A 14342-nucleotide genomic window follows, 5' to 3' on the forward strand; every position below is an offset into this window, starting at 1 on the left:
GCGGGGAGTCGAGCGGGAGAGGAAACGTTGCGATGACCCAGGGCGAGACCACGAACCGAGGGTGTGCGGTGGTGACGGGCGCCAGCAGTGGGATCGGCGCCGCGACCGCCGTGCACCTGGCCGGGCTGGGCTATGACGTCGTGCTCGGCGCGCGGCGCAAGGATCGCCTGGACGAGGTGGTCGCCCGGTGCGGCGGACGGGCTCGGGGGCTGCCGCTGGATGTGGCAGACCCGACGTCGGTCGCGGCGTTCGCCGACGCGGTCGAGCGGTGCGACGTGTTGGTCAACAACGCGGGCATCGCGCGGGGCACGGAGTCGGTGGCCGAGGCCGACGAGGCGGCCTGGACGGCGATGTATGAGACCAATGTGCTGGGCACGTTGCGGGTGACCAAGGCCTTCCTGCCACTGCTGATCGCGTCCGGCGACGGGCAGGTGATCACGATCGGCTCGGTCGCGGGGCGGGAGCCGTACGAGGGCGGTGCGGGGTACAACGCGGCCAAGCACGCGGTGACGGCGATGACCCGGGTGTTGCGCCTGGAATTGCGTGGGCAGCCGGTCCGGGTCTGCCAGATCGACCCGGGCATGGTGGAAACCGAATTCACCCTAAACCGACTCGGCGGCGACGCGGCCGGCGCGGCGGCGGTCTACGCCGGGATGACGCCGCTGACCGGGCAGGACATCGCGGAATGCGTCGGGTGGGTGGCCACCCGGCCCGCGCACGTCAACATCGACTCGATGCTGGTGCTTGCGCGGGACCAGACGTCGGCGCGGGTCGTACACCGGACCTGAGCCCGACCCGGGCGGGCGTCCTCAAGCGCCGGACGGGCTGGGAGGGTCGGCGCGCCACGCCGCCGCGCGGGTCCCCTGGCGGGGTGACCGGCCTGCGGCCCGCTTGTCCTCAAGCGCCGGACGGGCTGGGAGAGTCGGCCCGCCACGCCGCCGCGCGGGTCCCCTGGCGGGGTGACCGGCCTGCGGCCCGCTTGTCCTCAAACGCCGGACGGGCTGGGAGAGTCGGCCCGCCACGCCGCCGCGCGGGTCCCCTGGCGGGATGGCCGGCCTGCGGCCCGCTTGTCCTCAAACGCCGGACGGGCTGGGAGAGTCGGCCCGCCACGCCGCCGCGCGGGTCCCCTGGCGGGGTGGCCAGCCTGCGGCCCGAACGGCCCATGGCCGCCGCCACGATTGGGCAGGCCGACCCACCAGCCCGTCCGGCGCCTGAGGACGCCAGGCCGCAGGCCCGTCGGCGGCGCACCGTCACCGCCGCAACCGGGCGGGCCGACACACCCAGCCCGTCCGGCGCTTGAGGACAAAAGCGGGCCGCAGGCCGGCCACCCCGCCAGAGGCCTCGCGGCGGTGCCGCTACCCCGACCAGCCCAGCCCGTCCGGCGCGTGAGGACCGGCCGGCCGCAGCCCGGCCACGCCACCGACGCCCACCGAGAGCGCCGCGAGATGCGTCGGTTCGGCGATCACCTCGATCTCGGTGATCCGGTCCGACTCGACGGCCAAGCGCAGCGGCGAGTGCAGCGGCAAGCCCAGCGACACCCGCAGCGCCACCCGCAGGCGGCCCCCCGGCGCGATGACGATGCCCGGGCGCCCGTCGATCAGGGCCACCTCGCCCAACCGAGACCGGCGGGTGAACAAGCGGGTCTCCTCGGCCACCGCCCGCGCACCCCGCACCTCCCTCCGCGCCTCGGGCCGCACCGCGAAGCCGTCCGCGTGCCGGACCACGTCCGGCGCGAGCAGCCGTAGCAGCATGTCCAGATCGCCCCCGCGCGACGCCGCCAGGAACGCCTCGACCACCGAGTAGTGCCGGGCCAGGTCGACCGCGTCGAGCGTGGCCACCCCGCGCACCCGGCCCCGAGCCCGGCTGGCCAACTTCTTGCTGGCCACCTCCGTACGCCCCACCACCGGCGCGATCTCGACAAATGGCACGGCAAACAGATCGTGCAGCACGAACGCCACCCGCTCCGCCGGCGTCAGCCGATCCAGCACCACCAGGAGCGCCCGCCCCACCGACTCGGCCAACACCGCCTCGTGCTCGGGCTCCGTGCCTCCCGGGCCCTCCGGCAGCGCGGTCAGCGGCTCCTCGCCCCGGTTGCGCCGCAACCGCAGCGTGTCCAGGCAGACCCGGGCGACCACCGTGGTCAGCCAGCCGGCCAGGTTCTCGACCCCGTCGACCCCGGCCCGATCGACCCGCAACCAGGCCGCCTGTACCGCGTCGTCGGCGTCGTCCAGCGAGCCGAGCATGCGATAGGCGACCCCGCGCAGGTGCTCGCGATGCGCCTCGAAGCGCACCGCCAAACCCTCGTGTCCGTTCATGGTCACCTTTCCGATCGGGCGGCAGTCAAAGAGGTGACGAGCCACTTCGTACGGCGCACCCATCGGCGAGGAACACCAACGGAAACAACAGCCGAGTTTAGCGACGCGCCCCCACCCCCACCCGTCCAGGAGCCCCCCATGAAGTTCTTCCGACTCGACTCCAGCATCCGAGTCGAGGACTCGGTCACCCGAGCCCTCGCCGACCTCGTCGAGGCCGAGTGGACCCGCGCCCATCCGGACGCCGAGTTCGTCCGCCGCGATCTGGGCCGCCGGCCCCTGCCCGCGATCTGGCCCGCCGCCGCGGCCGGCCTGACCATCGCGCCGGATGCCCGTACCGACGAACAGCGCGTCGCCGCCGCGCTCGCCGCCGAGCTGACCGACGAGTTCCTGGCCGCCGACGCCTACCTGATCGCCGTACCGATGTACAACTTCGGCGTGCCCCAGCAGGTCCGGCACTGGATCGACCTGATCATCACCGACCCGCGCGCCGACGACGTCAACCTGCCGATCGTGCCCGGCCGCCCCGCCGTATTGGTCGAGGCCACCGGCGGCGGCTACAGCCCGGGGACTCCGCGCGAGGGATGGGACCACCTCACCCCCTACCTGCACCGGATCCTCGGCGACGTCTGGGGCCTGGACGTGCTCACCGTCCGGGCCGAACTCACCGCCGCCGACACCAACCCGGCGATGACACACCTGCGCCCGCTCGCCCGGCAAACCCTCGCCGAGGCCCGGACCACGGCACAGGACCACGCCCGCACCGTGGCCGAACGCCTGCGCGGCGTGCCCTCCGATCAGCCGGCGGCCGAGTTCGGCACCCGATTGAGCGCCGCCACCCGGTAGCCGGTGATCCGACCGGCGAGTTCCGCGTCCGACGCGCATCCGGCCCGCGTCCGGCGCGCATCCGGCGCACATCCGGCACCGGAACGCAGCGGCCAGGCGATCGCCACCGCGCCGGCCGGGACGCACGCGCTGGGGCTCGCACTCGACATGCCGGCCGGTACCGCGCTCGGCGGGCTGATCGGGTGGCGGGCCGGCTTCGTCCGCGTGGCCCGCTCCGCCGCTCTGCCCCGGACCGCCTTCGGGCTGCCGGCCGGCGCGTTCCCGACCGTCGTACTCGCCCGCCGAGCCGGCTTCCCCACTCCGGCCGGCGGGACGACCGACCCGCGACGAACGGGCGCGATACCGGCGGAGCCGGCCGGGACGAGCGGGTGCCGGCGGCGTCGCGGGCTGCCCGAATGCCGGGTCGCGAACAAATTGGGTACGGATCCGGTACACCTGCGGCACACCCGCGACCGGCTGCGGACAACGGGCGGACCTCGGCGTTTCCGGCGCCGCCGAAGTCCGGCGAACGGACCGCCGTGCTCCCGAAACGATCCGGCATTCGGCCGCCGGTCCCCCGGTCCGCGCGAGCCGGCGTGGCCACGATCGCGGCTGGATATGCTCAGAGGCGACCGGATCCCCATTCCCGGCAGCACGTGTGTCCAACACCGAGTTCGGCACGTCGAGTTCAGCACGTCGCGGGCGGCGCACCGGCCGGATGATCGGTGCCGGCCGCGCCACGGGGGGAGCCGCACCGCGACCGCTTCGTTCCGTACCTCGGGAACGGCCGCGATCGAGCGGGGAGTTCGACGTAATCAAGGCGACGGATCCGAATCGGGCGGATCCGCCTCCACGGGAATGGCTCCACGGGATCACGGTCGTGAAGCGCACCGGAGGCACCACCTTCCCCAAGGAGGAACCGCCAGATGATGCACCAACCCCGTTGCATAGGAACCCCGAGATGACCGCCTCGCCTCGGCCGGACGAGGCGCACGGCACCGAACTCCCCGGACGAGTACTCGATTCCCCGGTCGGCGAGGGTCGACCCGGCTTACCGTCGGTGGCCGCCGCCACCGGCGGGCCCGCCGAACCGCCGCACCCCCGGCCGATCGGCTCGTACCACCGGGAGCTGGGGCTGACCCTCTACCGGCTGCGCCTGGAACGCGGACTCTCCCTCCGCGCCCTGGCCCGATGTCTCGGTTACAGCTCGCACAGCGCGTTCGCCGACTTCGAGAAGGCCCGGCGGATGCCCGGTGAACCGCTCCTGGTCGCCTACGAGCGCCTCTTCGAACTGCCGCTGGGACCGTTGGTCGCGTTGCGCACGCAGGCGTTGGCCGAACGCGCCGCGTGGTTGACCGCGATCCGGGAGAGCACGGTACTGGGTACGACGCCGACCGTCGGGACAGCCACGCTCCACCCCTCGGCGCGGTCGCCCGTTCCGGCCACCGCGCCGCCGCCCGAGCCGCCGGGCACCGCTCCGACCGGCGTCCCGAGTGCGGACGTTACGCGCGTCAATCCGAGCGCACGGGACGCATCGAAGGCAGCGGACGCCTCGGACGCCTCGGACGCCTCGGACGTACGCAACACCCGCAACACCCGCAACACCCGCAACGCACCGGACGCGCGGGACGCACCACCCGTCCCGACCAACCCGGCGAACCTGCTCGCGAGAGCACGACGCAAGCCGAAGCCGGCCGGCGGCCTGGCCGGTCTGGGGGCCGCGGTGGCCCACCTGTTCGGCCGCCGGCCGAGCCGGCCCACCGAGCCCAGGAGCGCCGCGCAACGGTGATCGTCAGCGTCGCCGCCCTCCGCCCCGGCGAGGCCGACGCCCTCGACGACACCGACGCCGGCAACGGCACCGGCACCGGCAGCACCCGCCCGGCCCGCGGCACGGCGCTCCCGCCGTGCCGCGGGCCGCGTCTCGGACCGGTCCACTCCCGTACGGGGTCTGTACCCGACCCGTTCCGGACCTGGTCCAAGGCGTCGTGCCGGCCCGGCGCCCGCTGTTAGAGATGTGTCGATCCCGGCGAACACCGGCGCCGCGACGGTTCGCAGTCGCTCGCCGAACGAGGTCCCGGGAAATCACCCGCCGAAGGAGGTGAAGAACATGAAGAAGATCGCCATCCGCAAGGCCGGCTCGGTCCGTCTGACCAGCGCCGCGGCGATGTACGGGGGCGCCCCGTGCTTCCCGATTCCCACCTGGCCGTTCTAGTCGACGGCTCGGCGTGATCGCCCGGCGACGGATCCGGCCCAGCTGCGGATCCGTCGCCGGCCCACGGCCACGCCACGACGCCCCACCCTGCTCGCTCCACCCGCTCCACCCACCCCGCTCGCGCCACCCGCCCCGCCCGTCGTTCGCGTCCGTCGTTCGCGTGGAGGAACCATGCCTGACAGGTCGGCAACGACCGAGCCGGCTCGGGAGTCGGCCCCGGAAGCCGGCGCACAACCGCTCGCCTTCCACGTCCTCAGCTTTCAGCCCGAGGGCGACGAGGTGACCGTCGGCCGGTTGGACGACGGGGAGTTCGTGGTCCTGCCGGCGGACGGCGCGGCGCTGTTGCGCCGGTTGTACGACGGCCGGCCGCCGAGCGAGGCCGCCGATTGGTACCTGGCCACCTACGGCGAGTCCGTCGACATCGCCGACTTCGTCGCCGACCTGGGCGAACTGGGCTTCCTGCGCGCCCGGGACGGGTCCGCGCCCGCGCCACCGGCCCCCGTGCGCTGGATGCGCCTGGGCCGCGCGGTCTTCTCCCCGTTCGGCGCGGCCGCGTTCCTGGCGTTGCTCGCCGGGTGGGTGATCGAGATGGTGCGCTCGCCCGATCTGGTGCCCAGCTACGAACACCTCTTCTTCACCCGCTACATGTCGGTGATCGCGGTGACCCTGTTCGCCGCCCAGATCCCGCTGATCCTCTTCCACGAGGCCGCACACGCCCTCGCCGGCCGCCGACTGGGCCTGCGCTCGCGGTTGTCCATCGGCCGGCGGCTCTACTTCGTGGTCTTCCAGACCACGATGGACGGCCTGGTCGCGGTCCCCCGGCGCAAACGTTTCCTGCCGATCCTCGCCGGGATGCTCACCGACCTGGCCGTACTGGCCGCCCTCGCGCTGATCGCCGACGCCACCCGCGACACCGACGGCGACTTCTCCACGACCGGTGCCGTGTGCCTGGGGATCGCCTACCCGGTACTCCTGCGCCTGATCTGGCAGGGCTGGTTCTTCCTGCAGACCGACGTGTACTACCTCGCGGTCACCGTGCTCGGCTGCTTCAACCTCCAGGTCACCTCGAAGCAGCTGCTGGCCAACCGGTGGAGCCGGGTGCGCCGCCGGCCCGCCCGGCACGACCCGCAGCAGTGGCATCCGCGCGATCGGGCCGTGGCCCGCTGGTACTCGAACGTGATGCTCGTCGGCTACGGCATCGCGCTGGCCACGCTCGCCCTCACCCTGCCGCCGATCGCCGGCCGGGTGATCGACAACGTGGCCGGCGGCGGATCCGGCGGCGGGCTCCTGGACAGCGTGTTGTTCCTGCTGATGGCCACGGGTGAACTCGGCGTCGCCTGCGGCCTCTACCTGCGCGAGCGCCGCGCCCGGGAGCAGCGCGCGCCGACCGCGCCGGTGACCTGAGCCCGCTCGGCACTCTCGGGTCGCCCATCTCCCCCCGTTCGGCCACGACACTTCCCTGGAGCACACCTTGTCCGCTGACTCGTCCGTGCCCGAGGGCACCGCCCGGCACCTGGTCCTGGTCGGGGACCGACGCCGCGACCGCGCCGCACGTCGCGCCGAACTCCCCTTGCCCACCGCCCTGCTGCCCGCGATCTCGGCACATCGCCGATTGCGCGGACCGTACACGTTGGCCGGCACCCTGATCCGCGCGCTCGGGCCCGACGCACTGCGGCGGCATCCGGAGCTGGTCACCGCGCACGAGGTGGAAATCCTCACCGTGGCACCCGAGTTGCGTACGCTGATGCCGGCCAGGCTGGAGACACTGACCTCGCTGGCCGCGCCCGAGGAGCGCACCCGGTTCCATTCGGCGCTGCGCACCCGGCGCATCGCGCACGGGTTGCTGGAGTTCGTCCGCGAGCTGCTGGCCGCCGACGCGGCCGGGACCCGCTCCCTGGTGATCGAGGATCTGGACCACGCGGACCCCACCGACCGGGAGTTCGTCGCCGTACTGCTGCGCCGGCTGGACCCGGCGTTGCTGACGGTGCTGGTCGGGGCGAGCGCCGGGGTACTCGTGCCGAGGGTGCCCGACCCGCGGGTGGAGCCCGGTACACCGGCCGGCGAGGATCTGCCCGGCGTACTGGCCCGGCACTGCCGGCGGATCGACGCGGCGCCGGTGCGGCTCCGGGCCCCGGACGAGTCCGCCGCCGCGTTGGCCGCGCGTTATGTGGCCGACGACGGTACCGACGACGACCCGTTCGTGCTCGCCGCGTACGAGAGCCTGCCCGCCGCCGAGCGGGCCGCGCTGCACGATCGCCGTGCGGACGAACTCGTGGCCGGCGCCGAGCGCACCCACGGCCTGGGCGCGCTCCCGTACCACCGCGAGCATGGCGGCGATCCGCGCAAGGCCGGCGTGGTGGCGCTGGCCCAGGCGATGGACGCGTGCCTGCTGGCCGGCTACTACGACGCCACCCTCGACTTCTGCGCGCGTGGTCGGGCGCTCGTCGACTGGCGCGAACTGCCGGACTTCTGGTGGCTGTTCACCGGCAAGATGCCCACGTCGTTGTCCGCCCTCGGCCGGGTGGCGGAGACCGAGGCGATCTGCGACGAGGCTCGCGCGCGGTCCCGGAAGCCGGCGGTGCACATCCAGTGCGCCTACTCGACCGCGATGCTCTACACCCGGCACCGCAATCCCGGCCGGCGCGACCACGAGCGCGCGCTGGGCTGGATCAACGAGGCGATCGCGCTGGCCTCGCTGCTGACCGACCCCAAGCAGCGGGCCTTCAACACCGTCTTCCACAACAACGCGCTCGCCCTGATCGAGGGTCACCTGGGCCGGCCGGAGGCCGCGTTGGAGCTGGTCACCGCCGGCATCGCGGAGTTGGACCGGGACCTGGGGGCCGACGAACACCACCTGCACCGCTCGGTGTTGCGCCACAACCGGGCCACGGTGCTGACCGGACTGCGCCGGTACGACGAGGCGTTGGCGGACTACCGCGAGGTGATCGCGGTCGATCCGTACTACCCCGAATACCACCTGGACCTGGGCAACCTGCTCCGGCTGATGGGTCGTGAGCAGGAGGCGCTGGCCGAGTACGAGACGGCGCTGCGGCTGGGGCCGCCGATTCCCGAGGTGTTCTACAACCGGGCGGACATCCGGACCGAGGCGGGCGACTACGACGGGGCACTCGCGGATCTGGACTACGTACTGGAGTTGGACCCCGATTTCCTGGACGCGTATGTCAATCGGGCCGGGTTGGTGCTGGATCTGGGCGATCCGGACCGCGCCGAGCAGGACGCCTCGGCCGGGCTGACCCGGGATCCGGACAACCCGCATCTGCTGGCCGTACTGGGCCGGGTACACGCGGAGCGGGCCGAACACCCGGCGGCGCGGGCGGCGTTCGATCGGGCGTTGCGGGCCGACCCGGATCTGACTGCGGCGTTGTGCGGCCGGGCGGGGGTGGCGTGCCAGAGCGGTGACGTGGAGGTGGCGATGGCCGACCTGGCACATGCGGTCGAACTGGCCCCGGACGACCCGGCGGTGCGCTACAACCGAGCGTTCGTCCTGCAGCGCGTGGGCCGTTGGCACGACGCACTGGCCGATCTGGATATCGCGGCGGCGCTGGTCCCGGACGACGAGGACATCCGCGCGGCCCGGGAGGAGTGCCTGGCCCGGGTGCCGGCGGCGTCCTGATCGGCGGGGGTGCGGAGGGAGCGGACGCGGTCGGTGCCACCGCCCACCTGCCACACTCGCCGATCTTCCGGTAGCCGGGCCGGATCCGGCCGGCCTGGCCGTCGGGTCAGAGTGCGACGACCTTGAGCATTGTGACCACCAGGACGCTGCTGCTGATCTCGTATTCGGTGATGGCGCCTGCGAGGCACGCGGAGCGGCGGTCCTTGTTGCCTCGGATGGGGTCGCCGTGGGCGTAGGGATGGCGGGCCATGTCGCCTACGGCGGCGTCGAAGCGGCGGCGTAACGGGGTGGGCATGGCGTAGTAGTCGGTGCGGGCTCGGTCGGAGTACTGCACGTAGTGGCAACTGCTCATGGCTGCACCGGGTTTCCGTGGACGTCGACGACGCCGGTGAGGTCGCCGGACCGGATGCGGTCGGCGTCGGCTTCGACGCGGGCACGTTCGTCCGGGGGGATGGCCCAGTAGACGGCCAGGGCGGCGACCTGGCGGAGGGGGGCGTTGCCGATCTCGCGGTCGAAGTCGGCGCGTCGGTGTTCGGGGAGGGCGGCGCGGATGTCGTTGAGGGTGCCGGGGAGTTCGGCGGGTTCACCGTCGACGGTGGTGGTGATGGTGGGCCGGTCGGGGTCGCGGAGCTCGTCGGTCATGGGGTCAGGGTGGCAGCGCGGCGGGGGTGATCGACAGCGGGCTTACCCGGGCGGAGTAGACCCCCACCATCGGCCGCACGCCGGTGCCGGGTTCGGTGCCGGCACCGAACCCGTCCGGTTCGGTTCGGTTCGGTTCATCCGCGTGGGAGCTTGACGCCCGCGCCGAAATCAACTTTTCCTGTCTCCATGGCGGAATCGACCCCGAGCGTTCTCGATGTGTTGACGTCGTCGATGGGAGCACTCCCCGTGTTCGACATCGCGTACTTCCTGCCGTGCGGCACGGTGAAGGACAGAGTGCTGAAGCACGACCTCCTGCACGTGCTCCTGATCGACCGGGCGTGGCCGGTCACCTTCCGATTCGAGGACGAGTACTGCGCCGCCGTCGTCCAGGCGGTCTTGATGAAGGACAGCCGGGTGTCGGCACGATCCGTGTCGCGGAACGAGCCTCCGGCTGCCGCCTCCGTGCCCAGCCTGGACGAGATCCGGGGGGTGACCATTCCGAGCGTGGTGGACTTCCTGCGGTATGCGCTGGTCCGGCTCGACCTGCGGGTTCCGGACGACTTCCGGCTGCCGGACGAGGACTTCGTCAGGGCGCACTACCGATTGGGCCTGCGCTTCGCGGGCGAGTTCCGCACCGAGTTCGGCGAGGACTACGCGTCGGTACCGGCGGAGGTGTTGAAGGACGTCCCCTTCGCGGACGTGGCCCGGGGCTTCCGCCGGGCGACCGAGGAAACCACTGAACACCACCGGAGACCGCGGTACCCCGGCCCCGGCCCGCTCAGCCCGACGTCGCCACCGCCTCCTCCCCCCGAGGCGTCTCCTCGGCCGAGGCCGACCGCGATCTCGCGTCCCGGCGGTCCAGCAGGCTCAGTACCGGCGCCGTCATGATCGTGGTGACCAGCGCGACCAGGACCAGCGCGGCGAACAGTTCGTCGCCGACGATGCCCGCCGCAAGGCCGATGTTGAGTGCGATCAGCTGCATCAGCCCCCGGGCGTTCATCAGTACGCCGACCCGGACCGCCACCGGCCCGGATTCGCCGCGCAGCCGGGCCGCCGCCCAGCAACCGCCGAACTTGCCGACCACGGCTAGCAATACCGCCGCCGCCCCGAACGCCGGCACGGACGGGTCGGCGAACACGTCGACCCGGGTGTTCAGGCCGGAGTAGGTGAAGAACATCGGTACGAACACCACCTGGGTCACCGACTGGGTGGTCCGCACCAGCCGTTCGGCCGCCGCGCCACGCGGCATGGCCATACCGACGCAGAACGCCCCGAACACCGCGTACAGGTCGATGACGTCGGTGAACCACGCGGCGCCGAACAGCACCACGACGACCAGCAGGAGCCGGGTGTCGTCGCCGAGACCGGGCCGGTTCACGATCCGGTCCAGCAGGCGACGTCCCACCAGGAACAGGACCGCCACGAACAGCAGCGAGCCGCCGACCGTCTTCAGCACCGGCGTCACCTCGCCCGAGGCCCCGCCCAGCACCCCCGCGAGCATGATCCAGGCGAGCGCGTCGTCGGTGGCCCCGGAGGCCAGGGCCAGCGAGCCGAACCGGGAGCCGGCCAGCCCACGTTCGGTGATGATCCGGGCCAGCATCGGAAAGGCGGTGATCGCGAGCGAGACGCCGACGAAGGCCGAGGTCACCCAGACCGATACCCCGTCGACGAAGATGCCGACGTGTCCGTGCGCCGCGAGGGTCAGGCCCATGCCCAGCACCAACGGAATCCCCACACCGGCCGCCGAGACCGCGACCGCGGTGCCGGCCAGGCCGCGTCCGGCGTGCGCCCGGAACTCGTATCCGGCGGCGAACATCAGTGCCACCAGGCCGATTTGCCCGGCCACGTACAACACCGGCTTCAGCTCGGCCGGGAACACCTCGGCGGAGACCCCCGGAGCGAGCAGCCCGAACAGGGACGGGCCGAGCAGCACCCCGGCAATCATCTCGCCGACCACGGGCGGCTGGCCGAGTCGGCCGACCACCACGACGACCAGCCGGCACGTCAGCAGGATCACCACGACGGCCAGGAAGAAGGCGGGCGCGAGTTCCGAAGGAGTCATCGCCTCACCCCTCTCGGCGGCCGGCGGAAACGGAGCCGGTAGGGCCGGTAGGGCCGGTAGGGCCGGTAGGGCCGGTAGGGCCGGTAGGGCCAGTGGGCCCGGTAAAACCGGCCGACGCGGCGGCGAAGTAGCCGCGGCACAACCCCTGCCGACGGGCGTCCCAGACCATGTAGCTGCCCAGGACCAGCTGGGTGAGGCTGCGCGGGACGGCGGCCCAACGATCCGCGAGTCGCATCACCGCGAGCCGGACCCGAGGACGGGCCGCCGGGCGGGCCGCCGGATCGGTGCCATCGCCGCCATCGCCGCCGTCGCCGCACGGCGTCAGCAGGCACGGACCCCGGTTCGGCAACGAACGGGTGTGCTGCGCCGAGGAGTCGAGCCGAAAGCGGCGCAACGTCTCCTCGGCCGCGACCCGCATGGTCAGCGACGCGAAGCCGCGGGCGGGACACGGCCGGTTGGCGGTGACCCCGAACGGAATGAACGTGGTGGGCCGGGTGTCCGGGTCCAACCACCGGTCGGGGTCGAACGTGCCCCCGCCGGAGCCCTGGTACTCGGGGTAGTTGAACAGCAACACCGAACCGGCCGGAATCGGCTCCCGCCCCTCCCGGACGATCTCCCCCGAGGTGATCCGGTGCGCCACCCCGAACAGCGGGAAGTGGTGCAGCGTCTCGTCGATCACCCGGTCCAGGAAGTCCGGATCCGCCGCGCCGGCCCGCAACCGGTCCTGCACCGGCGGATGCGTGGCCAGCGCAAGCAACACATGAGCCATCGCCTCCGACATCTGCACCACGGCGGTGTTGAAGAACGTGCCCTGCAGGTAGTACGCCTGCTCCTCCCGGTCTAGCGAGGCGGGCAGCGGCCCGGGCGGCGGGTCGTCGGCGAGCCGGTCGCGCAGATGGTCGGTGAGCGCGGCACGCCGGTCCAGGTGCCGCAGGCCGGTGCACTTGATCGAGCCGACCACATCGTCCGCGTTGCCGACGATCAGGTCCCTGACCGGGCGCGGGCACGGCTCACGGAAGACCACCTCGTAGTAGACCTCGGCCCAGACCGGCATCATCAGATCGCGCAGCCGTACCCGATGCACCCCTGCCGGCCCGTCGAGTTCGTCGAGTTCGTCGAGCACACCGCGCGTACAGCGGGCCACCAACTCCGTCCACTCGGTACGCGAGACCCCGGCCAGGATCCGCCGAGTGGTCCTGGCCACGTCGTCGTAGCGCGGTCCGGGTTCCAGGTGCTCCTGGTGCACCTGCGGGCCGGGCGCGAGCCAGTACCAGAACAGGTCGGACAGCGCGGCACCCCGACTGCGCCCGTCGGCCGCGGGATGCCCGTACACCTGCCTGAACTCCTCGGCAGGCACCTCCCGTCCGGGTACCGGGATGCCCTCCTCGCCGCCCACCCGGGCGAAGATCCGCACGCGCAGCGCGACCACCCTCCCCGGCAGCCAGTAGGGCAACGCCGCCACCAGCGCCACCGCCGCGCCGGTGACCGCCCATCCGCCGGCCCTCACACGACCACCCCACCGAAGCCGAATCGGGTGTCCGCCCCCGGCACCACGGCGGGCCCCGGCGCGGGACCCCACCCGGGCACCCGAACCAGATCGGGGGTGAGTTCGGCGAGCCCGGACGCGCCGCACAGGGCCAACGCGTCGTCGAGTTCGTCGCGCAGCAGCTCAAGCAGCCGGCGTACGCCCTGCTCGCCGCCCTCGGCCAGCGCCCACATCACCGGTCGGCCGATGCCCACCGCGGACGCCCCGAGCGCCAGCGCCTTGACCACGTCGGTACCCCGCCGGACCCCGCCGTCCAGCACGACGGGGACCCGCCCCGCCACCGCCGCGACGATCTCCGGCAGCAGCTCCAACGTGGCGGGTACGGTGTCGAGTTGGCGACCGCCGTGGTTGGACAGCAGCAGCCCGTCGATCCCGTGCCGAACCGCGAGCCGGGCATCCTCCGGGTGCAGCACACCCTTGAGCAGGATCGGCAGGTCGGTGGTGTCGCGCAGTCGGTCGAGGTGCGCCCAGGACAGCTCCGGGGACATCGCGATCTGACGTACGTGCCCGTGCTCGCCGTCCCGCAGGTCCACCAGGTTCTCGCAGCGCAGTCCGGCCGGCAGATCGTGGAAGCCGTTGCGCCGATTGCGCTCTCCGGCACCCAGCACCGGGGAGTCCACGGTGACCACCAGCGCGGCACACCCCGCGTCCCCGGCCCGCCGGACCAGCGCGTCGGTGATCTCCGGGTCGGGCTGGAGGTAGAGCTGAAACCACAGCGGCGGCGCCGGCTCGGGCGCGACGGCGGCTCGGGCCGCGTCGGCGATCTCGCCCACGGCCACCGTGGCTGCCATCGAGACGATCATGATCGCCCCGGCGCCGGCCGCGGCCCGGGCGGTGGCCGACTCCCCCACCGGATCGACCAGTTTGTGGAAGGCGGTCGGCGAGAGCAGAATCGGCAGCCCGGCCCGGCCGCCGAACAGCGTGATGCCCAACTCCCGTACGGCGCTGCCGCGCAATACCCGGGGTAACAGCTGCAACCGGCCGAACGCCGCCTCGTTGGCCCGCACGGTGATCTCGTCGCGCGCCCCGCCCGCGATGAAGTCGGCGTATACGGGGTCGAGTTCGGCACGCGCCGCGGTCTCGAAGTCGTGCACGGTGAACCGCACGCC

At 72.8% G+C, this 14342-nt stretch carries 12 protein-coding genes; 6 read left to right on the forward strand and 6 right to left on the reverse strand.

Features of this window, described 5'->3' with window-relative positions; all coding sequences use genetic code 11:
• Positions 1-32 precede the first annotated feature (32 nt).
• The gene (locus ABIA38_RS10740) at positions 33-788 is read left to right on the forward strand and encodes an SDR family oxidoreductase (RefSeq protein WP_424638293.1); all 756 of its coding nucleotides are present in this window, start codon (positions 33-35) and stop codon (positions 786-788) included.
• 567 nt (positions 789-1355) lie between these two features.
• Here ABIA38_RS10740 and ABIA38_RS10745 read toward each other — a convergent pair.
• Complete coding sequence (locus tag ABIA38_RS10745; protein WP_424638294.1) at positions 1356-2315, reverse strand: sigma-70 family RNA polymerase sigma factor; 960 nt, start codon at positions 2313-2315, stop codon at positions 1356-1358.
• A gap of 138 nt (positions 2316-2453) precedes the next feature.
• On the opposite strand from ABIA38_RS10745, the gene ABIA38_RS10750 reads away from it, so the two are divergent.
• The 4 genes from ABIA38_RS10750 (at position 2454) to ABIA38_RS10765 (ending at position 8983) form a co-directional block, all read left to right on the forward strand.
• The gene (locus ABIA38_RS10750; RefSeq protein ID WP_424638295.1) at positions 2454-3158 is read left to right on the forward strand and encodes an FMN-dependent NADH-azoreductase; all 705 of its coding nucleotides are present in this window, start codon (positions 2454-2456) and stop codon (positions 3156-3158) included.
• 940 nt (positions 3159-4098) lie between these two features.
• The gene (locus ABIA38_RS10755) at positions 4099-4926 is read left to right on the forward strand and encodes a helix-turn-helix domain-containing protein (RefSeq protein WP_424638296.1); all 828 of its coding nucleotides are present in this window, start codon (positions 4099-4101) and stop codon (positions 4924-4926) included.
• A gap of 594 nt (positions 4927-5520) precedes the next feature.
• Positions 5521-6753 (forward strand): hypothetical protein, encoded by a 1233-nt coding sequence (locus ABIA38_RS10760; RefSeq protein ID WP_424638297.1) that lies wholly within the window; start codon positions 5521-5523, stop codon positions 6751-6753.
• A 67-nt stretch (positions 6754-6820) separates the two neighbouring features.
• Positions 6821-8983, forward strand: coding sequence for a tetratricopeptide repeat protein (locus ABIA38_RS10765; protein ID WP_424638298.1), 2163 nt, complete (start codon positions 6821-6823; stop codon positions 8981-8983).
• 106 nt (positions 8984-9089) lie between these two features.
• On the opposite strand, the gene ABIA38_RS10770 is transcribed toward ABIA38_RS10765, so the two are convergent.
• Together ABIA38_RS10770 and ABIA38_RS10775 are read right to left on the reverse strand one after the other, a co-directional pair.
• On the reverse strand, positions 9090-9335 hold the full coding sequence (locus ABIA38_RS10770) for a hypothetical protein (protein WP_424638299.1): 246 nt from the start codon (positions 9333-9335) through the stop codon (positions 9090-9092).
• Positions 9332-9625, reverse strand: a complete 294-nt coding sequence (locus ABIA38_RS10775; protein WP_424638300.1) for a hypothetical protein — start codon at positions 9623-9625, stop codon at positions 9332-9334. Before ABIA38_RS10775 ends, ABIA38_RS10770 begins: the two co-directional genes overlap by 4 nt.
• Before the next feature lie 186 nt (positions 9626-9811).
• Here ABIA38_RS10775 and ABIA38_RS10780 point away from each other — a divergent pair, with 186 nt between their 5' ends.
• A complete protein-coding gene (locus ABIA38_RS10780; RefSeq protein ID WP_424638301.1) occupies positions 9812-10513 on the forward strand; it encodes a hypothetical protein in 702 nt (233 codons plus the stop codon).
• Here the strand turns inward: ABIA38_RS10780 and ABIA38_RS10785 are convergent.
• Genes ABIA38_RS10785 through ABIA38_RS10795 form a run of 3 tightly spaced genes read right to left on the reverse strand, consistent with a single transcriptional unit; the run spans position 10404 to position 14339 of the window.
• Complete coding sequence (locus ABIA38_RS10785) at positions 10404-11687, reverse strand: cation:proton antiporter (protein ID WP_424638302.1); 1284 nt, start codon at positions 11685-11687, stop codon at positions 10404-10406. The genes ABIA38_RS10780 and ABIA38_RS10785 overlap by 110 nt on opposite strands.
• Before the next feature lie 4 nt (positions 11688-11691).
• Entirely contained in the window at positions 11692-13194 is a 1503-nt protein-coding gene (locus ABIA38_RS10790; RefSeq protein WP_424638303.1) for a cytochrome P450, read from the reverse strand.
• Positions 13191-14339 (reverse strand): alpha-hydroxy acid oxidase, encoded by a 1149-nt coding sequence (locus ABIA38_RS10795; protein ID WP_424638434.1) that lies wholly within the window; start codon positions 14337-14339, stop codon positions 13191-13193. The genes ABIA38_RS10790 and ABIA38_RS10795 overlap by 4 nt, the downstream gene beginning before the upstream one ends.
• Positions 14340-14342: the final 3 nt, after the last annotated feature.

It is taken from the genome of Embleya sp. AB8 (genome assembly GCF_049739465.1).
GTDB lineage: Bacteria > Actinomycetota > Actinomycetes > Streptomycetales > Streptomycetaceae > Embleya.